The 22762-nt window shown below is 71.6% G+C and carries 27 protein-coding genes and 1 pseudogene; 20 read left to right on the top strand and 8 right to left on the bottom strand.

Going from position 1 to position 22762, the window contains the following annotated elements; genetic code table 11:
- Window positions 1-552: 552 nt before the first annotated feature.
- The 4 genes and pseudogenes from ACIO3R_RS16165 (at window position 553) to ACIO3R_RS16180 (ending at window position 2615) form a co-directional block, all read left to right on the top strand.
- Window positions 553-930, top strand: coding sequence for a nuclear transport factor 2 family protein (locus tag ACIO3R_RS16165; RefSeq protein WP_385029888.1), 378 nt, complete (start codon window positions 553-555; stop codon window positions 928-930).
- Window positions 927-1397, top strand: a pseudogene (locus ACIO3R_RS16170) (hypothetical protein). The gene ACIO3R_RS16165 and the pseudogene ACIO3R_RS16170 overlap by 4 nt, the downstream one beginning before the upstream one ends.
- A 196-nt stretch (window positions 1398-1593) precedes the next feature.
- Complete coding sequence (locus ACIO3R_RS16175) at window positions 1594-2040, top strand: helix-turn-helix domain-containing protein (protein WP_402106136.1); 447 nt, start codon at window positions 1594-1596, stop codon at window positions 2038-2040.
- Window positions 2041-2081: 41 nt separating this feature from the next.
- On the top strand, window positions 2082-2615 hold the full coding sequence (locus tag ACIO3R_RS16180) for a putative toxin-antitoxin system toxin component, PIN family (RefSeq protein ID WP_385029882.1): 534 nt from the start codon (window positions 2082-2084) through the stop codon (window positions 2613-2615).
- A gap of 10 nt (window positions 2616-2625) precedes the next feature.
- Here the strand turns inward: ACIO3R_RS16180 and ACIO3R_RS16185 are convergent, their stop codons facing one another.
- From ACIO3R_RS16185 to ACIO3R_RS16205, 5 genes are all read right to left on the bottom strand, one after another.
- Window positions 2626-4068 carry a sensor histidine kinase gene (locus ACIO3R_RS16185; protein ID WP_385350236.1) on the bottom strand — a complete coding sequence of 481 codons (1443 nt, stop codon included), beginning with the start codon at window positions 4066-4068 and terminating at the stop codon, window positions 2626-2628.
- Window positions 4065-4793: a response regulator transcription factor gene (locus ACIO3R_RS16190; RefSeq protein ID WP_385029876.1), complete on the bottom strand. Its 729-nt coding sequence runs from the start codon at window positions 4791-4793 to the stop codon at window positions 4065-4067. The genes ACIO3R_RS16185 and ACIO3R_RS16190 overlap by 4 nt, the downstream gene beginning before the upstream one ends.
- A gap of 89 nt (window positions 4794-4882) precedes the next feature.
- Window positions 4883-5977: a S1C family serine protease gene (locus ACIO3R_RS16195; RefSeq protein WP_385029873.1), complete on the bottom strand. Its 1095-nt coding sequence runs from the start codon at window positions 5975-5977 to the stop codon at window positions 4883-4885.
- Between the two features lie 122 nt (window positions 5978-6099).
- Window positions 6100-7149, bottom strand: coding sequence for a LacI family DNA-binding transcriptional regulator (locus ACIO3R_RS16200; protein WP_385029870.1), 1050 nt, complete (start codon window positions 7147-7149; stop codon window positions 6100-6102).
- A 24-nt stretch (window positions 7150-7173) separates the two neighbouring features.
- On the bottom strand, window positions 7174-7977 hold the full coding sequence (locus tag ACIO3R_RS16205; RefSeq protein WP_363026725.1) for a response regulator transcription factor: 804 nt from the start codon (window positions 7975-7977) through the stop codon (window positions 7174-7176).
- A gap of 301 nt (window positions 7978-8278) precedes the next feature.
- Between ACIO3R_RS16205 and ACIO3R_RS16210 the strand changes: the two genes are divergently transcribed.
- From ACIO3R_RS16210 to ACIO3R_RS16245, 8 genes are all read left to right on the top strand, one after another.
- Window positions 8279-9175 carry an alpha/beta hydrolase family protein gene (locus tag ACIO3R_RS16210; protein WP_402106141.1) on the top strand — a complete coding sequence of 299 codons (897 nt, stop codon included), beginning with the start codon at window positions 8279-8281 and terminating at the stop codon, window positions 9173-9175.
- Window positions 9176-9236: 61 nt separating this feature from the next.
- Window positions 9237-9491, top strand: a complete 255-nt coding sequence (locus ACIO3R_RS16215; protein ID WP_385029864.1) for a MoaD/ThiS family protein — start codon at window positions 9237-9239, stop codon at window positions 9489-9491.
- 10 nt (window positions 9492-9501) lie between these two features.
- Complete coding sequence (locus ACIO3R_RS16220) at window positions 9502-11076, top strand: hypothetical protein (protein WP_402106143.1); 1575 nt, start codon at window positions 9502-9504, stop codon at window positions 11074-11076.
- Window positions 11077-11283: 207 nt separating this feature from the next.
- Window positions 11284-11973, top strand: coding sequence for a DUF2993 domain-containing protein (locus ACIO3R_RS16225; RefSeq protein WP_402106146.1), 690 nt, complete (start codon window positions 11284-11286; stop codon window positions 11971-11973).
- 217 nt (window positions 11974-12190) lie between these two features.
- Window positions 12191-12298 carry a putative leader peptide gene (locus tag ACIO3R_RS16230; protein WP_353962123.1) on the top strand — a complete coding sequence of 36 codons (108 nt, stop codon included), beginning with the start codon at window positions 12191-12193 and terminating at the stop codon, window positions 12296-12298.
- Window positions 12299-12451: 153 nt separating this feature from the next.
- Entirely contained in the window at window positions 12452-13297 is an 846-nt protein-coding gene (locus ACIO3R_RS16235; RefSeq protein WP_385029855.1) for a sulfurtransferase, read from the top strand.
- A gap of 112 nt (window positions 13298-13409) precedes the next feature.
- On the top strand, window positions 13410-13697 hold the full coding sequence (locus ACIO3R_RS16240; RefSeq protein WP_018490348.1) for a DUF1416 domain-containing protein: 288 nt from the start codon (window positions 13410-13412) through the stop codon (window positions 13695-13697).
- 189 nt (window positions 13698-13886) lie between these two features.
- Window positions 13887-14186, top strand: a complete 300-nt coding sequence (locus tag ACIO3R_RS16245) for a DUF3099 domain-containing protein (protein ID WP_385029852.1) — start codon at window positions 13887-13889, stop codon at window positions 14184-14186.
- Window positions 14187-14213: 27 nt separating this feature from the next.
- Here ACIO3R_RS16245 and ACIO3R_RS16250 read toward each other — a convergent pair whose 3' ends face one another.
- Window positions 14214-14576, bottom strand: coding sequence for a DsrE family protein (locus tag ACIO3R_RS16250; protein WP_385029849.1), 363 nt, complete (start codon window positions 14574-14576; stop codon window positions 14214-14216).
- 316 nt (window positions 14577-14892) lie between these two features.
- Between ACIO3R_RS16250 and ACIO3R_RS16255 the strand changes: the two genes are divergently transcribed.
- The 3 genes from ACIO3R_RS16255 to ACIO3R_RS16265 all read left to right on the top strand — a co-directional run bounded on the left by ACIO3R_RS16255 (window position 14893) and on the right by ACIO3R_RS16265 (window position 16998).
- Window positions 14893-15465 (top strand): FABP family protein, encoded by a 573-nt coding sequence (locus ACIO3R_RS16255; RefSeq protein ID WP_385029845.1) that lies wholly within the window; start codon window positions 14893-14895, stop codon window positions 15463-15465.
- 76 nt (window positions 15466-15541) lie between these two features.
- On the top strand, window positions 15542-15985 hold the full coding sequence (locus ACIO3R_RS16260) for a Fur family transcriptional regulator (protein WP_385029842.1): 444 nt from the start codon (window positions 15542-15544) through the stop codon (window positions 15983-15985).
- A gap of 44 nt (window positions 15986-16029) precedes the next feature.
- Entirely contained in the window at window positions 16030-16998 is a 969-nt protein-coding gene (locus ACIO3R_RS16265) for a glycine cleavage T C-terminal barrel domain-containing protein (protein WP_363026709.1), read from the top strand.
- Between the two features lie 30 nt (window positions 16999-17028).
- Here ACIO3R_RS16265 and dtd read toward each other — a convergent pair whose 3' ends face one another.
- A complete protein-coding gene (dtd, locus tag ACIO3R_RS16270) occupies window positions 17029-17478 on the bottom strand; it encodes a D-aminoacyl-tRNA deacylase (RefSeq protein WP_402106151.1) in 450 nt (149 codons plus the stop codon).
- Between the two features lie 116 nt (window positions 17479-17594).
- Between dtd and ACIO3R_RS16275 the strand changes: the two genes are divergently transcribed.
- The 5 genes from ACIO3R_RS16275 (at window position 17595) to ACIO3R_RS16295 (ending at window position 22244) form a co-directional block, all read left to right on the top strand.
- Window positions 17595-18218, top strand: a complete 624-nt coding sequence (locus tag ACIO3R_RS16275; RefSeq protein ID WP_385029836.1) for an ABC transporter substrate-binding protein — start codon at window positions 17595-17597, stop codon at window positions 18216-18218.
- 46 nt (window positions 18219-18264) lie between these two features.
- On the top strand, window positions 18265-19260 hold the full coding sequence (locus tag ACIO3R_RS16280) for an asparaginase (protein WP_402106153.1): 996 nt from the start codon (window positions 18265-18267) through the stop codon (window positions 19258-19260).
- 82 nt (window positions 19261-19342) lie between these two features.
- Window positions 19343-20596 (top strand): GNAT family N-acetyltransferase, encoded by a 1254-nt coding sequence (locus ACIO3R_RS16285; RefSeq protein WP_402106155.1) that lies wholly within the window; start codon window positions 19343-19345, stop codon window positions 20594-20596.
- 121 nt (window positions 20597-20717) lie between these two features.
- Window positions 20718-21485 carry a TetR/AcrR family transcriptional regulator gene (locus ACIO3R_RS16290; protein ID WP_385029827.1) on the top strand — a complete coding sequence of 256 codons (768 nt, stop codon included), beginning with the start codon at window positions 20718-20720 and terminating at the stop codon, window positions 21483-21485.
- 90 nt (window positions 21486-21575) lie between these two features.
- Window positions 21576-22244 (top strand): TetR family transcriptional regulator, encoded by a 669-nt coding sequence (locus ACIO3R_RS16295; RefSeq protein ID WP_402106158.1) that lies wholly within the window; start codon window positions 21576-21578, stop codon window positions 22242-22244.
- A 41-nt stretch (window positions 22245-22285) separates the two neighbouring features.
- On the opposite strand, the gene ACIO3R_RS16300 is transcribed toward ACIO3R_RS16295, so the two are convergent.
- On the bottom strand, window positions 22286-22747 hold the full coding sequence (locus tag ACIO3R_RS16300) for a DUF2199 domain-containing protein (RefSeq protein ID WP_402106598.1): 462 nt from the start codon (window positions 22745-22747) through the stop codon (window positions 22286-22288).
- Window positions 22748-22762: the final 15 nt, after the last annotated feature.

Below are 22762 nucleotides of genomic sequence, written 5' to 3' on the forward strand. Positions count from 1 at the left end.
AGAGGCGGACGAGATCGCCGAGGTCCGCCGCTCTTCCACCCCGAGGCCGACGGACGCGATCCGGCAGATCCGGGTGGACGTGCGTTCGCTCGCACCCGAACTCCCGCCCCTGGAGCGGCACCGGGCTCTGAGCTGGGTCGACGGCGGAGGCTGTATCGGCGCTCTCGGGTCCCTGCACCGGGGTGAGCCCTGCGGGTTCTCGCTCAGCTATCGCGGTACGTGGATCGAGTGGACCGTGCGTCCCCACGCGGTCCTCCACGTCGGCGGCAGGACGCGGCTCCCCGTTCTACGTGACTCGCCTCGGGTTTTCACGGGGTGGGCTTGTCCGATGCTCGATCAAGCGTCGACTTCACCCCGCCGCGCGAGCAGAACCTGACCGTTGCCGGCCTCGGCCATGCTGCTTGATCTGGTGCGGCAGTTCGGTGTGCCGAGCCCGCGCTCCGTCGAAGCCACCGCCGCGCCGGCCGGCGCTGTGACCGGGATGGTTCACCGTGGCCAGGAGACGGCTCGCGGGGCGAGCGCGGTCCGCAAGACGACTGGTATTACTGATGCATGCAGGAAGAAGCCGCGCGCTCGGCGATCGACACGTTCATCTCCGCGTTCAACGCCTCGGACGACAGCTATGTGACGGAGCTGCTCTCCCAGGCCCTGACCTCGGACGTGGTCTTCTGGGGGCCGTTGGGCCGCAGTGAGGGGATCGTGGCGGTCGAGCGGTTCGTGCTGGACATCCGGCGCCACCCTGCGGGGACCGGCACGATGGTGCGCTGTTCGGCGGTGGACATGCCGGACGAGTGGGCCCGGTACCAGTGGGTCTTCACGACGCCGGACGGAGGCCCCCGCCTGGCGGGAACGGACGTCGTCCATCTGCGGCGGAGCCTCATCGACCAGATCATCGTCTTCGCGGGGGAGATCGAGCCGCCCGCCTCCTGAGTCATTTTCCTCACGCCGCGCACGCCGGCCTCCCGGTGTCCGAGGGACCGCACCTGGCCCTGTGGCACGCCGCGACGCTTCTGCGCGAGCACCGGGTGACGGTCTCCTCGCCGCCTTGGCGGTCGCCGGCCTGTCTGGCATCGAGGCGCTGGTCCTGCACAACGCCATCGGCACGGCACCGACATCGGCACTGTTAAATGCGGACCCGCCGGTGGTCCGCGTAGCAATGGGGCACCGCCCGGCACCAATTGTGCGAGCGCGGCCTGCTGAACGGGGCAGGGGATCTCACGGAGTCGGGCACGACCCTGCGTGGCGAGACCGAGGCGCTCACCGACCGCCTCGACGCCGCCCCGTACGACCACCTTGGCCCGGTCGCCACCGCACGTCTCACCGGACTGGCCGGCGGCTTCTCCGGAACCCTCAGGGCGGCGGGCTTCTTCTCAGCGGTGCGCTTCGGCAAGGACTGAGAGCCGGGACCGGGGCCCTGTGCCCTCGTAGTGGCTGCACGGTCAGGTGGCGTGCAGTGCGACGCAGAGCATGGGAAACCGTGAGGATCTGCTGGCATGGGCCAGACGCTTCGTGGATCGGCTGGAGGGCGGCACAGCCGGTTGCGTTTCTTTCGAATTGTGCCATGCTGGGCTTATCCTCGAAGGAGAAGAAGCCATGCACGGCACCGCTGAAGACCGAACTCTGCTACCTGAGCACCGCGCGGAGATCGCGGAGCTCTGCGCCTTCCTGGATCAGACCCCGCAGGCGGTGGAACCCGCTCTGCTACGGGGTCCGGACGGTTCTACCCGGGCGCTGCCACCCGAGGTCTACGAGGCGCTGATGGTGGTCGTCCGCGCATTGTCGGAGGGCAAGGCGGTCACGGTCGCCCCGGTGAACACGACGCTGACCACACAGGAAGCCGCAGACCTGCTGGGTGTCAGCCGACCGACGTTCGTCAAGATCCTTGATGAGGCCGAGGTGCCCTATTCCCGCCCGGGACGTCATCGCAGAGTGCTGCTGGCCGACGTGCTCGAGTACAAGGAGAAGCGCCGCACCCGAAGGAGCCGGGGACTCGACGAACTGGTCGAGCTGACCGAGGACTCCGGCCTCTACGACAGCTGAACCGTTATGACGTCCGAGTTACCTGGAGCGATGTGCAGCGCGTGGTTCTGGACACCTGCGTCCTCTTTCCCAACTACCTCAGGGACACCCTGCTGAGGCTGGCGGAGGCGGAGCTGTACGAGCCGCTGTGGTCGGCTGACATCCTGGAGGAACTGAGGCGGAATATCGCCGAGAAGGTATCCGCAGGGAGGGCCAAGGGGCTGGTCGAGACGATGGCAGGGGCTTTTCCCGACAGTCTCGTCACGGGCTACGCGAAGCTCGTATCAGCGATGACGAACGATCCGAAGGACCGGCATGTGCTGGCGGCGGCAGTCCGGGGACAGGCGCACGCGGTAGTCACGCTGAACGTGCGGGATTTTCCGGCGGGCACGGCGGAGCCGTACGAGATCGAGGTGCTCAGGCCGGACGACTTTCTGCTGGACCTGCTCGACCTCACTCCGGTGGACGTGTTCGCGGTACTGCGGACTCAGGCGGAGAGCTACCGGCGCGATCCGCGTGATGTGCATGGACTGCTCGACCGACTGGCTGCCGGAGGGGCTCCGCAGTTCGCGGCGGAGTTCCGGCGCCGCCTCTGAGCACCCGCCCTCACCCCGCCGGCGCGTCCGGCGGTGGCTGCGGTGCCCCCGGCAGGCGGATCGTGGCCACCGTGCCGTCGCCGTCGTCCGCCGGGAGCAGGGCGATCTCGCCGCCCGCCTGGTGGACCGTGCGCGCGACGATCGACAGGCCCAGGCCGGAGCCGGGGAGCTGGCGGGCGGACGGGGAGCGCCAGAAGCGTTCGAAGACGTGGGGGAGTTCGTCCTCGGGGATACCCGGGCCGTGGTCGCGGACCGTGAGTTCTCCCCGGTGCAGGACCACGTCGATCGTGCCGCCGGACGGGCTGAACTTCACGGCGTTGTCCAGGACGTTGACGACCGCCCGTTCCAGCGCGGCCGGTTCGGCGCGTACGTACCAGGGGGCCAGTTCCGCCGTGATGGTCAGCTCGGGGCCGCGCAGCCGGGCCCGTTGCAGGGCGGTGCGGGCGATGTCGTGCAGGGCGACCACCTGGAGCGGGCCGGGCTGGGCGGCGTCCGGGCGGGCCAGTTCCTGGAGGTCGCCGATGAGCGAGGCCAGCTCGGTCATCTGGGCCTTGACCGAGGACATCAGCGCCTTGCGGTCGTCCGGCGGGATCGCCCGGCCCGTCTCGTCGCTGCGGGCGAGCAGCTCCACGTTGGTGCGGAGGGAGGTGAGGGGGGTGCGCAGTTCGTGGCCCGCGTCCGCGATCAGCTGGGCCTGGCGGTCGCGGGAGGTGGCGAGGGAGGCCGTCATCGAGTTGAAGGAGCGGGAGAGCCGGGCGATCTCGTCCTCGCCCTCGACCGGGATGCGGACGGTGAGGTCCTCGGTGCGGGCGACGTGCTCGACCGCCTCGGTCAGTTCGTCGACCGGGCGCAGTCCGGACCGGGCGACCCAGAGGCCTGCCGCGCCCGCGCCGACGACGCCGATGCCGGAGACGAGGAGGAGGACCCAGGCCAGGGTGGAGAGGGGTTTGTCGATCTCGCTCAGCGGGCGGGCGACGGACACGCCGAGGGTGAGGTCGGCGGGCGGCAGACCGGGCCCGCGCGACACCGTCACCGGCACCGCGTAGGTGAAGACGCGCATCTTCACCCCGACGGCATCGGTCTCGGAGTGAAGTGTCCCGCTCCGCCGGCCGTCGACGACCGCGAGGTCGGCCGCGGTCACCGGGAGCGCGGCCGAGTCCGGGGCGGTGCAGGCCGTCCCCTGGGCGTCGATGAGCTGGACGGTGAAGCCGGTGTAGGGCTGGGGCTGCAGCTTGCTGGCGCGGGTGCAGTACTGGTAGAGGCCCTTCAGATATTCGTTGTCGACCTTCGTGGAACGCAGCGTCGTGTCCCGCTGCTGCTCCAGCTGCGCCTTCGTCACGAACCAGCAGGCCGCCGCGACCGCCGCCACCGCCACGGCCACCGCCACGGTGACCAGCAGCGCGAGCCGGGAGCGGAGCGGCAGGGCGCGGAAGCGGTGCAGGGGCCCGGTCACCCCTCGCCCCCGCCCGGCCGCAGCGCGTATCCCACACCCCGCACCGTGTGGACGAGGCGCGGTTCGCCGCCCGCCTCGGTCTTGCGGCGCAGGTACATCACGTACACGTCCAGGGAGTTGGAGCTCGGTTCGAAGTCGAAGCCCCAGACCGCCTTGAGGATCTGCTCGCGGGTCAGCACCTGGCGCGGGTGCGCGAGGAACATCTCCAGCAGGGTGAACTCGGTGCGGGTCAGCTCGACGCGGCGGGTGCCGCGGCTGACCTCGCGGGTGGAGAGGTCCATCCGGAGGTCGGCGAAGGCCAGCACGTTGTTGTCGGGGAGCTCGCCCGCCGCGGCCGCGTACGAGCTGCGGCGCAGCAGGGCCCTGATCCGGGCGAACAGCTCGTCCAGCTCGAAGGGCTTGACCAGGTAGTCGTCGGCGCCCGCGTCGAGCCCGGTGACGCGGTCGCCGACGGTGTCGCGGGCGGTGAGCATCAGGATGGGCGTGGTGGTGCCCGTGGCGCGGATGCGGCGGGCGGCGGTCAGCCCGTCCATCCGCGGCATCTGGATGTCGAGGACGATGAGGTCGGGGGCGTACGACTCCGCCTTGGTGAGGGCGTCGAGACCGTCGACGGCGACCTCGGTGCCGTAGCCCTCGAACGCGAGACTGCGTTGCAGGGCCTCGCGCACGGCGGGCTCGTCGTCGACGATCAGGATGCGCTGCGGATCGTCTTCGGCGGGGCTCATCGCTGCTTCGTCCTCTTCTCGGTCCGTACGGGCTGCGGCGCTGCCCTCCAGTTTCTCAGCCTCGCACGGTCCGGGTGCGGTGGCGCGGATCAGGAGCTGTCGCCGGCCCGCAGGGTGTCCAGGTCGGCCTTGAGGGTGTTGACCGGGATGGCGAAGCCGAGGCCGACGCTGCCCGCGGAGCTGCCCGAGCTTTCGGACGAACTCGCCGAGTACATCGCGGAGTTGATGCCGATGATCTCGCCGTTCATGTTGATCAGCGCACCACCGGAGTTGCCCGGGTTGAGCGAGGCGTCGGTCTGGAGTGCCTTGTACGTGGTGGTGGAGTCGCCGGTGTCGCCGTTGAACTGCTTCCCGCCGAACTCGAACGGCCACTGCTGTCCGCCGCCCTGGCCGCCCTCGCTCTGACCCTGTCCCTGGCTCTGGCTCTGGCCGCTGTCGCCCTCCTTGGCGACCGTGACGTCCCGGTCGAGAGCGGACACGATGCCGCTGGTGACCGTGCCGGTCAGGCCCTCGGGCGAGCCGATCGCGACGACCTGGTCGCCGACGGCGACCTTGGAGGAGTCGCCGAGCGTGGCCGTCTTCAGCCCGCTCGCACCCTGGAGCTTGATCAGCGCGAGGTCCTTGTCGGGGTCGGTGCCGACGACGTCGGCGGTGTACGTCTTGCCGGTGCTGAGCGTCACCTTGACGGTGGAGGAGCCCGCGACGACGTGGTTGTTGGTGACGATCTCGCCGTCGGACGTGATGATCACGCCGGAGCCGGTGGACTGGCCCGCGGACGAGGTCGCGCTGATCTCGACGATCGTCGGCGACAGCGCCGCGGCCACACCGGAGACGGTGCCCTTGCTGCTCTGCGAGACGGTGGTGCCCGGGATGACGCCGCTGCCGGTGCTGTTGGTGCCGTGGTCGGTGAGCTGCCCGATCACGGTGGCGGTGCCGCCGCCGACGATCGCCGCCGCGATGGCCACCGCCGCGAGGAGTGCGACCGGGCGGCGGACCCGGCGCCGGGAGGCGGGCGGCTCCGGCGCGGGCTGCGGCAGTCCGGGGGCGGGCCACACGGGGTCACCGCCGCCCGATCCCGCCGGCTGCGCGGGCTGGTATGACGGCGGCGGCGGGTAGGCCGCGTCGCCGTTGCCGTACGAGGGGTACATCGGGTACTCGCCGCTCGGGCGCTGGCTCTCAGTCATGTCTACGAGAGTGTCCAGCGAAGATGAGAGGAGCGTGAGGACGCCCTGAGAAGCCCGGCAGAACCTCGTATGCCCGATATAAGGACCTGTCGGAGCGGGTCCTTGTATCGGGCATACAGGGTTCAGGACAGGACTCGGGCCGCCGGGGGCTCGCCGCAGCCGCAGGAGCGCCGGACGACCAGCGCCGAGGGGAACTGCTTCAGCCGCTCCCGCCGCGAGCCCGACACCCGGAGCGAGTCGTCGAGCACCAGGTCCACGGCCGCCCGCGCCATCGCCGGGCGGTCCGAGAAGACCGTCGTGAGCGGCGGATCGGTCAGTCCGGCTTCCTTCACGTCGTCGAAGCCCGCCACCGCGAGCTCGCCCGGCACATCGATCCGCAGCTCGCGCGCGGCCCGCAGCACGCCGATGGCCTGGTCGTCCGTCGCACAGAAGATCGCCGGGGGACGGTCGGGCCCCGCGAGGAGCTCCAGCGCCACCCGGTAGGCGTCGTAACGGTTGTAAGGGGCCTGGAAGAGCCGGCCCTGGGTCGACCGCCCCGACTCGTGCATCGCCCGGCGCCAGCCCTCGACGTGGTCGGCGACCGGGTCGCCGACCGCCGGGGTCGACTCCACGCCGCCGAGGCACGCCACGTACTCGTTGCCGTGCTCCAGCAGGTGACGGGTGGCGAGCTGGGCGCCGCCGACATCGTCCGTGACGACCGCGACGTCGTCGATCGCCTCGGGCCGCTCGTGCAGCAGCACGACCCGGGCGTCCCACGCCTCGATCTCGGCGGCGGCCCGCTCGCTGGGGCCCTGGCTGACCAGGATCAGCCCGGAGACCCGCATGCCGAGGAAGGCCCGCAGATAGTGGACCTCGCGCTCGTCGCGGTAGTCGGAGTTGCCGACGAGCACCATTTTCCCGCGCTCGGCGGCGGCCTGTTCGACCGCGTGCGCCATCTCCGCGAAGAACGGCTGCCGCGCGTCCGGCACGATCATCCCTATGAGGTCGGTCCGCCGCGAGGCCATCGCCTGGGCGACCCGGTCGGGCCGGTAGCCCAGCTCCTTGATCGCGGCGAGCACCCGCTCGCGCGTGGCCGGGGCAACCGGCCTGGGTCCGTTGTTGATGACGTAGCTGACGACCGCGGTCGACGTCCCCGCCAGTCTCGCCACATCGTCCCGCGTCACCTTGGCCACGCGCGGCAGTCTACGCGGATGGACCTACCTCTTGGCAGGCCGGACCGGGGCTTCTTCCGAGACCTCGGTTACCTCCGGCTGCTCCGAACGGGTGAGGGTTTCCGCGGCTGCCTTCGCGGCGGCCGCCTTGGCCTCCTCGGCGGCGGCCCGCTCCACCTTCTCCGGTGCCACGAAGCGGTAGCCCACGTTGCGGACGGTGCCGATCAGCGACTCGTGCTCGGGGCCGAGCTTGGCGCGCAGCCGCCGGACGTGTACGTCGACCGTCCGCGTGCCGCCGAAGTAGTCGTAGCCCCAGACCTCCTGGAGCAGCTGGGCGCGGGTGAAGACCCGGCCCGGGTGCTGCGCCAGATACTTGATCAGTTCGAATTCCTTGAAGGTCAGGTCCAGGACCCGGCCCTTGAGCTTGGCGCTGTACGTCGCCTCGTCGACCGAGAGGTCGCCGTTGCGGATCTCCATCGGGGAGTCGTCGGAGGTGATCTGCTGCCGGCCGGTGGCCAGCCGCAGCCGCGCCTCGACCTCGGCGGGACCCGCCGTGTCCAGCAGGACGTCGTCGATCCCCCAGTCCGCGGTGACGGCCGCGAGACCGCCCTCCGTGACGACGAGGATGAGCGGACAGCCGGGTCCGGTGGACCGCAGCAGCTGACAGAGCGAGCGGACCTGAGGCAGGTCGCGCCGTCCGTCGATGAGAATGACGTCGGCACCCGGGGTGTCGACGAGAGCGGGGCCTTCGGCGGGCGCCACCCGCACGCTGTGCAGCAGGAGGCCGAGGGCGGGAAGCACCTCCGTCGACGGTTGGAGGGCATTCGTCAGGAGCAGCAGTGAACTCATCGCCGCCCACCTGCCTGGGTCGTCGGTCGATGTTGGTGCACGGTTGGCTCGCCCATTACGTCGGTCCTCCTCGTTCCCTGCGAGAGGGGCACTCCCGGGCGGGGCCCGGGGGAGTATGCGGCACTGCTTCGTACGCTTATTCGTCTGTGCCGTACGACGTTTCGTCATACGGGATTTACGGGTGTGGCCCCGCGCCCGGGGCCGCTGAGCTTGTCGAAACGTTTCCGTAACAACGCGCGGAAAGCACAAAAGGACCCGGGGGCTGCATTGCCCGGATCCTCTTCCCAGCAGAATAGCCCACATGAGTTCTGTGTCCGAGGGGCGATTTCGGAGTTCCTCTGTTCCCTTGATCACGCGCGGGCCGTCGCGGACCACATTGCGGGCCGATGACGGGGTCCGGATCGAGGCGGTGTACGACCCGTGTACGGCGGATGGCGGCGCCTGCGCGGAGACCGGTGACGCCGGTACGGCGATCGTCGTCGCGCACGGTTTCACTGGCTCGGCGGACCGCCCGGCGGTGCGGCGCGCCGTGGAGGTGTTCGCCCAGCGTGCGGCCGTGATCACGTTCTCCTTCCGGGGGCACGGCGGATCCGGTGGACGGTCCACGGTGGGGGACCGCGAGGTGCTGGATCTGGCGGCCGCGGTGGCCTGGGCGCGGTCGCTCGGGCACCGGCGCGTCGTTACGGTCGGGTTCTCCATGGGCGGTTCCGTGGTGCTCCGGCACGGGGCGCTGTATACGGATCCCGCGACGGAGGGCGAGGGTGGCCGATCCGTTCCGGTGCGCAGGGGGCGCATGGAAGCGTGTGAGGGGGCGTATGCCGATGCGGTGGTGGCCGTGAGCGCCCCGGCGCGTTGGTACTACCGGGGTACGGCCCCGATGCGTCGCCTGCACTGGGTGGTCACCCGTCCCGCCGGCCGGCTGGTCGGGCGGTACGGTTTCCGGACCCGGATCGACCGCAACGACTGGGACCCGGTCCCGCTCTCCCCGGTCGCGGCGGTCCCGCGGATCGCCCCGGCGCCGCTGCTGATCGTGCACGGCGACCAGGACCCGTACTTCCCGCTCGACCACCCGCGGATGCTCGCCGACGCGGCGGGCGGGGCCGCTGAGCTGTGGCTGGAGCGCGGCATGGGGCACGCGGAGAACGCGGCGGACGAGGCCCTGCTGACCCGCATCGCCGACTGGGCGACGGGCCGATGACGCCGTGAACGATGATGGACAGCCGATGCGTGAGCCGACGCGGGACGAGAGGAGCTCCACCATGCCTGCGGGAACGATCCGTTACTGGGCGGCGGCCAAGGCCGCTGCCGGAACGGCGGAGGAGCCGTACACCGCTGCGACGCTCAAGGAGGCGCTCGACGAGGTGCGCGACCAGCACCCCGGCGAGCTGCCCCGAGTGCTGCAGAGGTGTTCGTTCCTCATCGACGGCGACCCCGTCGGAACCCGGAGCCATGAGACCGTACGCCTTGCCGAGGGCGGCACGGTCGAGGTGCTCCCGCCGTTCGCAGGAGGGTGAACCGCAGAACATGAGCAGCAGCGATCAGCAGCATCCGTACCCGAATCAGCCGCAGCAGCCGAATCAGCCGTACGGCCAGGAGCCGCGGCCGTACGGGGATCAGGCGTACGGGGACCGGGCCCACCCGGATCCCGCGTACGGGCAGCAGCAGTCCTACGGCGGCCAGCCGCACAACGGCCAGCCGCACAACGGTCAGCCCTACGGCGGTCAGCCGTACGGCGACCCGTCCTACGGGCAGCAGGCGCCCTACGCGGGCGGCGCGGCGCCGTACGGGCAGCAGGCACCGCAGGGCACCTACGAGCCGCAGCAGGCACCGCAGGGCACCTACGAGCCGCAGCAGGCACCGCAGGGCATGTACGAGCCGCAGCAGCCGTCACAGGGCACATACGAGCCGCAGCAGCCGCCGGGTACGTACGAGCCGCAGCAGGCCGTGCACCAGCCCTACCGGGTCGCGCAGCCCACCCACCCCCAGCAGGCCGCCCAGCAGCCGCAGCAGGCTCATGAGCCGCAGCCGGCCCCTCAGCCCTTCCAGGCTCCGGCGGCCGGGGACGACTGGCCGGCCGAGGAGCAGGGCGTCGCGCAGACCTGGGAGGGCCAGACCTGGGACACCCAGTACCAGCCCACCCTCCAGCCGAGCCAGCAGCCCGTGCAGCCGGTGCGGGCCGCCGAGCCCGCCCACCAGCCGCCGACGGGCGCGTCCGGCGCGTATCCGCTGCCCCCGGAGGTCCGGGCGGCCCCGCCCGAGGCGCCCGCGCCGGTGCCCGCAGCCGCCGGAGCCGCTCAGAACGAGGACGGGTACAGCGCGCCCACCACGCTGGGCAACAGCCGCATCACGGACGCCCAGCGCGCACGCGCAGAGGGCCGTTCGCCGATCATCGCGCCCGGTATGCAGCCGGCCGCGATCACCGCGGGGCTCGGGCTGCTGCTCGCGCTCGGTGCGGCCGTCGGCTCGTACGCCCTGCTCGTCCCGCTGGTGCTCCTCCAGGCGGTGACCGCGGCCGGGTGGTTCCGGCTCAACGGCATGTGGCCGGCCCGGCAGGGCATCGCGCTCGCGTTCGCCGGTGGTCTCGTCGCCGATGTGGTGCTGCTGGCCGCGGGCCGGGAGAACGGGCCGGCCGCGATCCTCGGCACCCTCGGTGTCTGGGTGCTGCTCACCGTCGTCCTCCAGCTGCGCAGCCGGGCGGGTGCCGACGAGCGGATGCAGGGGCTGATGGCCACCGTCGCCTCTGCCGCGCTCGCGGTCCTGGCCGCCGGGCACCTCGCGGCGGTCCCGGACGCGGTGACGGTCGGCGGGGTCGCCGTCGCCCTCGCGGTCCTCGCACGGGCGCTTCCGCTGCCCGGACCGGCCTCCGTCGTGGCGGCGCTGGTCGTCGCCGCGGGCGCCGGTGCCGCGGCGGGTGCCGTGACCGATCTGGGGTCGAAGGGTGCGCTGCTCGGCCTCGCCGCCGGTGTCTGCGCGCTGATCGGGCTGCGGGTGGCCAGCTATGACTACCCGTCACGCTTCGTGCACATGACCGCCGGAGTGGCGCTGCCGCTCACCGCGGCCGCGCCCGCCGTGTACCTGATCGGCCGCGCGCTCTCGTAACCGGCACCCGAGCCCGTCACGCGAGACTCGTCACGTCTCACGTCTCACGTCTCACGCGTCATGTCTCACGCGTCACAGAGATGCCGAAGCCCCCCACCGGGAACCGATGGGGGGCTTCCGCTCGTCGCTCACCCGGGGCGTGGTGTGCGGCCGCAGTAGGCTCACGGGCGCCAGGGGTCCGAACGGACGCGGGTGGGGAGGACAGTCATGCGTGCACTGCGAATACTGCTGGTCATAGTGGTGGTTCTGGCCGGCGTGTTCATCGCCGTCGACCGCGCGGCGGTGTATTTCGCCGAGTCCGAGGTCGCGGACCGGGTGCAGGTCTCCGGGGCGGAGATCGGTTCGACGGACGTCGACATCAAGGGCTTCCCGTTCCTGACCCAGGTCGCCGGATCGGAGCTCGACGAGGTCGACGTGAAGATCACCGGCGTCGAGACCAGCGCGAACGGCCACACGCTCCGGATCAGCCGGATGAACGCAGAACTGCACCAGGTCCGGCTGACCGACGGCTTCTCCGGCGCCACCGCCGCCCGCGCGACCGGGACGGCCGTGATCTCGTACGCGGACCTCACCAAGGCGGCCAGCGCGGACGTCGCCGTCGAGTACGGCGGCAAGGGCAAGGTGAAGGTGACCGGCGCGGTCGACATCCTCGGCCGCACGATCTCGCGCAGCGTCCTGTCCACCGTCTCCCTGGTCGACGGCCACACCGTCCGGGTGCACGCCGACGAGGTGCCGGGCGAGGGAATCCCCGGGCTCGAGGGCTTGGTGCGCAAGAAGACCGACTTCGAGCGCGAGGTCGGCGGACTGCCGAACGGGCTGAAGCTGGAGAAGATCCAGCCGACCGCCGCGGGCCTGGAGATCTCGGTGACCGGCACCGACGTCTCGCTCGCCGGCTGACCCCGCCGCGGCCGACCGGAGCTGCCGCCGCCGCAGCCGGCCGCGCCACATACTGAGACGGCCGCGTCCGTTCCATAGATGCCCGACGGGCACGATGCTCCGGGGATCGGCCCGGGAGAGCACGCGACAGCCCTCCTGTCCCGCATGGTGGACGATCGTGTCTCAATAGGCGACACAACGGTGACATCTCCGCCCGTACGTCCCTACGATCGGTCCCATGCAGTGCTCTATTAGCGGTCTCCCACAGCGGGGACGGGCGGATCTCACGAAGCGGCGGGCAGTGGACCTGTGCCGCGTCGCCGCCATGCTCTGTCGCACTGTCTGAGCGGGATCCGTCGATTTCCCGCGTTCCCGGCCCTCCGACCGTTCGTCGGGGCCATCCCGATGCCTCTGTGCACGCGCCGAACCGGCTCCCGTACATCCGCATCCCGTAGCAACTCGCACCATCTCGCCGCAGACTGCCCCGGAGGAGAACACAATGAGCCGCAGTGACGTCCTGGTAGACGCCGACTGGGTCGAGGCCCACATCGACGACCCGAAGGTCGCCCTCGTCGAGGTCGACGAGGACACCTCCGCGTACGAGAAGAACCACATCAAGAACGCGATCCGGATCGACTGGACCAAGGACCTCCAGGACCCGGTCCGCCGTGACTTCATCGACCAGGCGGGCTTCGAGGAGCTGCTGTCCGGCAAGGGCATCGGCAACGACACCACGGTCGTCCTGTACGGCGGCAACAACAACTGGTTCGCGTCCTACGCGTTCTGGTACTTCAAGCTCTACGGCCACCAGGACGTGCGCCTGCTCGACGGCGGCCGCAAGAAGTGGGAGCTCGACTCCCGCGACCTGGTCGACGGCGACCAGATCCCGTCCCGCCCGGCCACCCAGTACAAGGCCAAGCCGCAGGACGAGTCGATCCGCGCCTACCGCGACGACGTCGTCGCCGCCATCGGCAACCAGAACATCGTCGACGTGCGCTCGCCCGACGAGTTCAGCGGCAAGCTGCTCGCCCCGGCCCACCTGCCGCAGGAGCAGTCGCAGCGCCCCGGCCACGTGCCGAGCTCGCGCAACATCCCGTGGTCGAAGAACGCCAACGACGACGGCACCTTCAAGTCGGACGACGAGCTCAAGGCCCTCTACGAGGACGAGCAGGTCGACCTGGCGAAGGACACCATCGCGCTCTGCCGCATCGGTGAGCGTTCGGCCCTGACCTGGTTCGTGCTGCACGAGCTGCTCGGCGTCGACAACGTCAGGAACTACGACGGCTCGTGGACCGAGTACGGCTCCCTCGTCGGCGTGCCGATCGAGCTCGGCGCCAACAAGTAGTTCCTCGCGCGACCCGGTAAGTCCCCGGAATGCAGGCGGACTTGCCGACCGGCACGACCACGACCGGCACGAACCGGACCGGCACGACCCCCGATCAGAAGGACAGAACACCATGTGTGGAGCAAAGGCCGGCGGCCCCGACGCTTCGACGATCAAGCCCGGTGAGACCACCATCCAGGGCAGCGTGACCCGCGACGGCGAGCCCGTCACCGGCTACGTCCGCCTGCTGGACTCGACCGGTGAGTTCACCGCGGAGGTCCCGACCTCGGCGACCGGGCAGTTCCGCTTCTACGCGGCCGAGGGCACCTGGACGCTGCGCGCCCTCGTCCCGGGCGGCAGCGCCGACCGCACGGTCGTGGCACAGACGGGCGGCCTCTCCGAGGTGGCCATCGCCGTCTAGGAGCTGCCACTCGCAGCCACCGGCTGCCACCGCTCCGCGGATGAGAACCGGCCGAAGGGCCGTACCCCAGGGGGTTGGACGCCCGCTGGACCGGGGTACGGCCCTTCGGGCCGTTCGGGCGTGGTCCCGTGCTGTCGCCCGTGCTTTCCAGGAGCGGCTGGGCGGGCGGATCGGGCCTACGCTGGATGCATGTACGCCCGACGTCGTCGCGCATATTTCCTGATGATGGGCGGTTGTCTCGCCCTCTTCGTCTCGGCCTGGGCCTTCGTGAGGCTCTGGTCGGTTCCGGCCGCCATCATCATGTGTGTGATCGCCATGGTCATCCCGCCCGTCGCGGCGATCGTGGCCAACCGGAAGGGCCCGGAGGACCGCTGGTGGGACGATCCGCCGCCCGGCCCCCGGGACCGGCCGGACAAAGTGAACCCCACCGGCGACCCGGAGTCCGACGCGTGGTGGGACGAACTCGACGGCAGGAAGCGCCGCCGGTGAGGGAAGGGCGCCGTGAGTGGACGAGGGTCAGTAGACGAGGGCCTGCACGCCGTCGGCCATGATCTCGCTGACGAAGACCTGCGCGCCGGCGATCCGTACGCCCTCCAGAACGTCCTGCTCGGTGATGTCGCGGCGGGCCGCGCACTGGGTGCAGAGCGTGACGAGGCCGCCCGCCTGGATCGACTCGATCAGATCCGGCAGCGGCGCCGAATGCGGCAGTTCGAATTCGGCGGCCCGCCCCGGCAGCGCGAACCAGGCGGATTCCCCGGTCAGCCAGAGCGAGACCTCCACGCCGCTGGCGACGGCGACCGCCGCCACCGTGAACGCCTGCGAGCAGCGCTCGGCGGAGTCGGCACCTGCGGTCACCTTGATCACGAGCTTCTTCGGCATGTGCCGAACTGTAATCCTCGGCCGCGGCGCCCCGCGGAGCCGGCCGCCGGGACGACCGCCCCGCGGCAAACCCCGAACCGGCGGGCCGGGCCCCCACCCATTAGGCTGGGACCCGGCCCGTACTGCTGCCATACCGCTCGTTCAAGGAGCTCCCGTGCTTGAGGCATTCTTCACCACCCTGCTGGTCCTGGTCTGTGTCGGCACCCTCGCCTTCGCCGGCCTGACCGTGAAGAAGCTCTACGAGGGTCAGCGCTGATCCCTCAGCTCCCCGCGCGCCCTCCCCGTCCCTCCGCCTCACAGATCGTCTGAGCCGCTCATGATCGAGATTCCGTCCGACCTCCACCCGGACCTCGTCCCGCTGGCCTTCCTCCTGGGCAACTGGGCGGGCGCGGGTGTGTCCGACTTCCCCGGCGCCGAGAAGTGCAACTTCGGCCAGGAGGTCTCCTTCAGCCACGACGGCCGGGACTTCCTGGAGTACGTCTCGCACTCCTGGGTGCTCGACGCCGAGGGCGAGAAGGTCCGGCCCCTGGAGTCCGAGTCCGGCTACTGGCGCATCGACAAGGACCGCAAGGTCGAGGTCGTGATGGTCCGCGACCAGGGCGTCATCGAGATCTGGTACGGCGAGCTGGCCCACCAGAAGCCGCAGATCGACCTGGTCACCGACGCGGTGGCCCGGACCGCGGCCTCCGGCCCGTACAACGGTGGCAAGCGGCTCTACGGCTATGTGAAGAGCGACCTGATGTGGGTCGGCGAGAAGTCCACGCCCGAGGTGGAGCTGCGCCCCTACATGTCCGCGCACCTGAAGAAGGTCGTCACCCCCGAAGAGGTCGCCGCGATGGCGAAGAGCCTCGGTGACCTGCCGGACGACGGGATCGCGTTCTTCAAGTAGCCGGTGAACGGTCCCCCGTAGCGCGGACTCCGCACGCCGCTGGGTACGGCGGCCGCCCCCGCCTACACTGGGGGCTGTGGTGAGCACCGACTGGAAGACCGATCTTCGGCAGCGCGGCTACCGGCTGACGCCGCAGCGGCAGCTTGTCCTGGAAGCCGTCGACGCGCTGGAACACGCGACGCCCGACGACATCCTGTCCGAGGTGCGCCGGACCGCGTCCGGGGTGAACATCTCGACGGTGTACCGGACCCTGGAGCTCCTGGAGGAGCTGGGCCTGGTCAGCCACGCCCATCTGGGCCACGGGTCCCCGACGTACCACCTGGCCGACCGGCATCACCACATCCATCTGGTCTGCCGGGACTGCACGAACGTCATCGAGGCCGACGTCGGCGTCGTCGCCGAGTTCACCGAGAAGCTGCGCGGCACCTTCGGCTTCGAGACGGACATGAAGCACTTCGCGATCTTCGGCCGCTGCGCGGACTGCGCGGCGAAGGCGGAGCGGTCCGCGAAGCCGGCCTGAGGTCACCCGGCGGCCTCCGCGGGCCGGAGTCGTACGCTGGTCGCATGAAGAGCCCCCTGCTGTCCCTGCCCGGCGCCGTCCCCGCCGAGGGCTGCGACGAAGGCGTCGCCGCGCACTACGGCGACCTGTTCCGCGAGCAGCGTGCCCTCGCCGACGGCTCCGGCCTCGTCGACCTCTCGCACCGCGGCGTCATCACCGTCACCGGGAGCGACCGGCTGGCGTGGCTGCACCTCCTGATCACCCAGCACGTCACCGACCTCGCACCGGGTCAGGCCACCGAGTCGCTGATCCTCACCGCGAACGGGCACATCGAGCACGCCATGTACCTCGTCGACGACGGCGAGACCGTGTGGATGCACGTCGAGCCGGACACCCAGGGCGAGCTGATCGCCTATCTGGAGTCGATGAAGTTCTTCTACCGGGTCGAGGTCGCCGACCGCACCGAGGACTTCGCGGTCGTGTACCTGCCGGCCGGTTCCATCGCCGCGGTGCCGGACGGGGCCGCGGTACGGGAGACGCCGTACGGCCGTGACCTGTTCCTGCCGCGCGCCGGTCTTGAGGCGTACGCGGCGGAGCACGGGCCCGCCGCCGGGGTCCTCGCCTACGAGGCGCTGCGCATCGAGGGCCACCGCCCGCGCCTCGGCTTCGAGACCGACCACCGCACCATCCCGCACGAGCTGGGCTGGATCGGCACCGCCGTCCACCTCCAGAAGGGCTGCTACCGGGGCCAGGAGACCGTGGCCCGGGTGCAGAACCTGGGCAAGCCGCCCCGCCGCCTGGTCTTCCTGCACCTGGACGGCTCCGAGGTGCTGCTGCCCGGGCACGGCACCCCGATCCGGCTCGCCGCGGACGGGGCCGAGGGCCGTCAGCTCGGCTTCATCACCAGCTCCGCCCGCCACCACGAGCTGGGGCCGATCGCCCTGGCCCTGGTGAAGCGGAACGTGGCGGTGGACGCGGAACTGCTGGCGGGGGAGAACACGGCGGCGGCCCAGGAGACGGTCGTCGAGCCGTAGCGCCTCCGCCGCCGCCCTCCGGCCGCCGGATCAGACCTCGATGACGACGGTGAACGGGCCGTGGTTCGTGAGCGAGACCCGCATGTCCGCCCCGAACCGGCCCGTCTCCACCCGCGCGCCCAGCGCCCGCAGCCGGGCGACCACCTCGTCGACCAGCGGTTCGGCGGTCTCGCCGGGCGCGGCGGCGTTCCAGGTGGGCCGGCGGCCCTTCCGGGCGTCCCCGTAGAGAGTGAACTGCGAAATCACCAGAAGCGGCGCATTCGCATCGGAGCAGGACTTCTCGCCCTCCAGGATGCGGACCGACCAGAGCTTGCGGGCGAGCTGCGCCGCCTTCTCCGGGGTGTCGTCATGGGTGACTCCGACCAGCACACACAGGCCCTCGCCGATGATTTCGCCGACCACCGCCGGGCCGCCGCCCTCGCCGTCGGCGTCGGCCACCGTGACGCTCGCGCCGTCCACCCTCTGTACCACTGCACGCATACAGACCAACCTATCTTGGGCTGAACGGGTACAGAGCATCTCCACCGGCACCCTCGGAGTGGCACCATGCTCGGAGGCGGTGCGCCGACGCACCGGTCGAGGGGATGGACACAAGCATGAGCACCCATGGAACCGGGCAGTCCCCGGGCACCGTGCCGGTCACGCGTGCCGGCGTCAACAGCAGCGCAGGTACGAGTACGAGCACCATGCGCCCACCCGTGCAGCGGACCGGGCAGGGCTCCGACGACGGTCCGGCCGCGCCCCCGCCCGAACTGGTCGCCCTGCGGCTGCCGGAGCTGCGCACACTGCGCCGTGACGCGCAGCGCGACGAGGCCGACCTCAGCTATGTGCGGCGGCTGGTCCAGGGGCGCATCGACATCCTGCGGGCCGAGCTGGCCCGGCGGCGTGACCCCGAGTCGCCGGTGGTGGACCGGCTCTCCGAGATCCTCGCCGACACCCCCTCGCTGCACCGCTCCTCCGCCCGGCACGTCACGCTGAGCACCCCGCGCAGCGACGAGTACCGGCAGCTGGCCGCCGAGACGCTCGCCGAGGTCGAGCTCTCCGACCTCGACGCCCGTACGGACGAAGAGCTGCACACCGCGATGGGACGCCTCGTCCGCTACGAGCAGCAGGTCTCCCGGCGCCGTCACCGGCTCCAGCGGACCGCGGACGGATGCAGTGCGGAGATCGCCCGCAGGTACCGTGACGGGGAAGCACAAGTAGACGACCTGCTCGCCTGAGGCAATCCCTCCGGGGGCGGGTCCCGCCCGTCCCCGGAAGGCCACCATGACCTCCAGCGCAGCCCCGTCCGCCCCGTCCGGCGCCATATCCGGTCCGGCACCCGCCCCGCCGGTGCTGGCCGAGGTCGTACGGTCCGGATTCGTCGAGGGCCACCATCGCGGCTCCCTGGTCGTCCTGGCCGCCGACGGCGGTGTCGAGCTGGCCCTCGGTGATCCGGCGGCCCCGGTCTTCCCCCGGTCGTCCAACAAACCGATGCAGGCGGCGGCCGTGCTGCGGGCCGGGCTCGACCTGTCCGGGGAGCGGCTGGCGCTGGCCGCCGCGAGCCACGCGGGGGAGGGCTTCCACCTCGATCTCGTACGCAAGATGCTCGCCGAGCACGGGCTGTCGCCCGACGACCTGCAGACCCCGCCCGACCTCCCGCTGGACCCGGCGGAGGCGGAGACGTACCTCGCCGCGGGCCACGTCCGGGAGCGGATCACGATGAACTGCTCGGGCAAGCACGCGGCGATGCTCGCGGTGTGCGTGCGCAACGGCTGGGACCCGGCCACCTATCTCGACCCGGCGCATCCGCTCCAGCGGGTGGTCCACCAGGTGGTCGAGGAGGCGGCGGGCGAACCGGTCGCCGCGGTCGGCACGGACGGCTGCGGGGCGCCGCTGATGGCGATCTCCCTGGTGGGTCTCGCACGGGCGTTCCGTACGTTCGTCACGGCGGCACCGGACACGGCGGAGCGCCGGGTGGCGGACGCGATGCGGGCCCACCCCGAGTACGTGGCGGGCACCCGCCGCCCCGACACCTGGCTGATGCGCGAGGTGCCCGGCGCGCTGTCCAAGATGGGCGCGGAGGCGGTCCAGGCGGTGGCGCTCGCGGACGGCAGGGCCCTGGCCTTCAAGATCGACGACGGCTCGGCCCGTGCGCTCGGCCCGGTCCTGGCCCGTGCGCTGGGGCTGCTCGGAGTGGACGCCCCCGTGGTGTCGCGGATCGGCCGGGCGCCGCTGCTGGGCGGCGCCGCGGAGGTGGGGGAGATCCGGGCGGCGTTCTGACCCGGCGCACGGGACCGGGCCCGGTCCCGTGCACCGGGAAAAGCGGGCGACATCCCGCACCGTCGTGTCTAGCGTGGAGCGCATGAACAGCCTTGAGGCCCGCCCTGTCACCGAGTCCGAGTTCGCCGACTGGCTGCGCGCCTTGAACACCGGCTTCCTGCGCCCGCCGACCCCCTCGGACGAGGAGGTGGCCGGACGGCTGCCGCATATGGATCTGGCCCGCGTCCAGGGGGTGTTCGACGCCGGCCGGTGCGTGGCGACGTTCCGCTCGTTCGCGCAGGAGCTGACCGTCGTCGGCGGGGCGACGGTCCCGACCGACGCGGTCACCAACGTCACGGTGACCCCCACCCACCGCCGTCGCGGGCTGCTCACCCGGCTGATGGCCAACGACCTGGCGGCGGCCAAGGAGCGCGGCGACGTGGCCGCCACCCTGATCGCCGCCGAGTACCCGATCTACGGGCGCTACGGCTTCGGTCCCGCGGCCTGGACAACGGAGTGGGAGATCGACATACCCCGGGCGGGGCTCGACCCCCGGCTGTCCGGGACGTCCGCGCTCGACGGCGGCCGGATCGACCTGGTGGACGGCGCGGAGGTGCGCAAGCTGGGCCCGGCCCTCCACGACCGGCTGCGGGCCCGGCAGCACGGGGTGGTGAGCCGCGGCGACCGCTGGTGGGACCTCACCACCGGCAACGCGCTCTTCCCGAACGACCGGTGGACCGAGCCGTTCCACGCCGTCCACCGTGACGCGGAGGGCACGGTGGACGGTCTCCTCGTCTACCGCGCCGACGACCACTGGGGCGACGCCAAGCAGCCGCTGAACCGGGCGACGGTGCGCAGCATGATCGCGACGACCCCGGCGGCGGAGCGGGCGCTGTGGCACTTCCTGTGCTCGGTCGACTGGGTCACCACGGTCCGTACCGGCAACCGCGCCCCCGACGACCTGCTCCCGCTGCTCCTCCCGGACCCGCGCGCCGCCCGGGTGGTGACGCAGGCGGACTTCCTGTGGGTGCGCGTCCTGGATGTCGTACGCGCACTGGAGGCCCGCACCTACGCGGTCCCCGGCTCCCTGGTCCTGGACATCCACGACGCCACCGGCCTCACCGCCGGCCGCTTCCACCTGGACGCCTCCCCGGCCGGCGCCACCTGCGCCCCGACGACGCGCGGCGCGGATCTCGCGCTGGACATCCGGGAGCTGGGGACGCTCTACCTGGGCGACGAGTCGGCCCTGCGGCTGGCGGCCCTGGACCGTGTCGAGGAGCTGACCCCGGGCGCGGCGGCGCTGGCGGACGTCCTGTTCCGGGCGGGGCGGCGGGCCTGGTGCCCGGACGTGTTCTGATCCCGCTGCGTGCTGAGGGGGTGTGCTGAGGGGTGCGTGCCCGGGTGCGGCGGCACCGGGTCCGCACCCTGAACAAGGGTTACGCATACCTAGGATGGCCTTCGAGGGAAGGCGGGTTCAGGTGACGGACGAGAACGGTTCGCCGGGCGGTACGGGCCTGCCGGTCAGCATCGAGGCCGCCTGGGGGCTGAGGGCGCGCCCGGTGAAGGGACCCAAGCCGGGGCTCACGCTGGAGCGCATCGTGGACGCCGCGGTGGCGGTGGCGGCGTCCGAAGGGCTCGGCGGGGTGTCCATGGGCCGGGTCGCCAAGGACCTCGGCGCCTCGACGATGTCGCTCTACCGGTACGTGGCCGCCAAGGACGAGCTCTACGTGCTCATGCAGGAGGCGGCCATGGGCCCGCCGCCCCCGCTGCCCGCCCTGGAGGAGGGGGCAGGCTGGCGGGAGGCGCTCGCGCAGTGGGCCTGGGCGCAGCGCCGCGTCTTCCACCGCAACCTGTGGATGCTCCGCATCCCGATCGCGGGCCCCCCGGCGAGCCCGCACTCCGTCGCCTGGTGGGAACAGGGCCTCCAGGCCCTCGAAGGCAGCGGTCTCGGGCCGGGCGACGCGGTTTCCGTCATCCTGCTGGTCAGTGGTTTCGTGCGGAACGAGGCGCTGCTCACGGGCGATCTGGACGCGGCCGTCGAGGCGCGCGGCGTACCGGCGCGGGAGGTGATGGAGGGCTACGCCCGCACCCTGGACCGGCTGGTCGACCCCGAGCGCCACCCCGCGCTCTCCCGGCTGATGGCGTCCGGTGTGACGCTGGGCCCGGAGGAGCCCGGCCACGAGTTCCGCTTCGGCCTCGAACGGGTGCTGGACGGCATCGAGGTGCTGGTCCGCGAGCGGGGGTAGCGCGGGCGCCCGTACGGGGCCGGCCGGTGCGCGGCGGCCGGGCGGTGGACGTCAAGTCCGGTTGAGGTCAAAGGCGTACGCTTCACGGTCATGAGCGCAGAGAAGCCCAGGTCCGGCGCGGCGGCGGCCGAGGACGCGTCCCGTGGGCCGAACGCGCCCATGAGCCTGCGCGAGCGGAAGAAGCAGCTGACGTACCAGGCCGTCTCCGACGCCGCGATCACCATGTTCCTGGAGCGCGGCTTCGACAGGGTCTCGGTGGCGGAGGTCGCGGCCGCCGCGGACATCTCCAAGCCGACGCTGTTCCGGTACTTCCCGTCCAAGGAGGACCTGGCCCTGCACCGGTTCGCCGATCACGTGGACGAGTCGGCCCGGGTGGTCGCCGCCCGCGCGGACGGCGAAACCCCGCTGGACGCGCTGCGGCGCCACTTCCTGGACGGTCTGGAGCGGCGCGACCCGGTCACCGGCCTCTGCGACGTGCCCGAGGTGCTGGCGTTCCACCGGCTGCTGTACGGCACGCCGTCCCTGGTGGCCAGGCTCTACGCGTACCAGGGCCGCTCCGAGGCCGCCCTCGCCCGCGCTCTGGGCGACCGGGTGCCCGACCGGCTGGCCGCGGGCCAGATCGTCGCGGTCCTGCGCATCCTGGCCCTGGACAACTGGCGGCGGATCAGCGAGGGGCAGAGCGCGGACCAGGTGCACGGGGACGCGGTCGAGGCGGCGGAGCTGGGGTTCGCCCAGCTCCGCTCCGGCCTGGGACGGTAGACGGGGCTGTCCGGCGGCGGGCCCGCTCGTGATCAGTACATCTAGGACCTGTCGTCCTCGGCGTGCTGCACCGCCTCGGCTATCTCCCGTACCCGGTCGAACGTGATCCCGGTCCGCTGCTCCACGGCCAGCGGATGGTCGGTGGGCTCCAGCTCGATGAGCGGGCGCCGGCCGATCGGACGGGTGTGCGCGTTCGTCCTGAGGTTGGTCGTACGGGGGGAGTAGAGCCCCAGTTCGGTGGTCAGCCAGCCGAAGTACGGCTTCTCCGACTCCCGGCCCGGGGTCTCCCACACATCGAGGGCGCGGCCGAAGTTCTCCCGGCTCAGGGACACCCAGACGCCCCAGGAGAACGGTTCCCGGCTGCCCGCCACCGGCACCTCGATGAGGCCCTTGATGAAGTAGTGCTCGTGCCTGACGATGCACTGGTCCGTCGAGAGCATGCTGTCGGGATCGCTCTCCAGGCTCGCGTCCCAGACATCGGGTGCCATGGTCGAGTACCCCATCGGGAGTTCCGTGTG

The sequence above is a fragment of the Streptomyces sp. NPDC087428 genome (assembly GCF_044744085.1).
GTDB lineage: Bacteria > Actinomycetota > Actinomycetes > Streptomycetales > Streptomycetaceae > Streptomyces.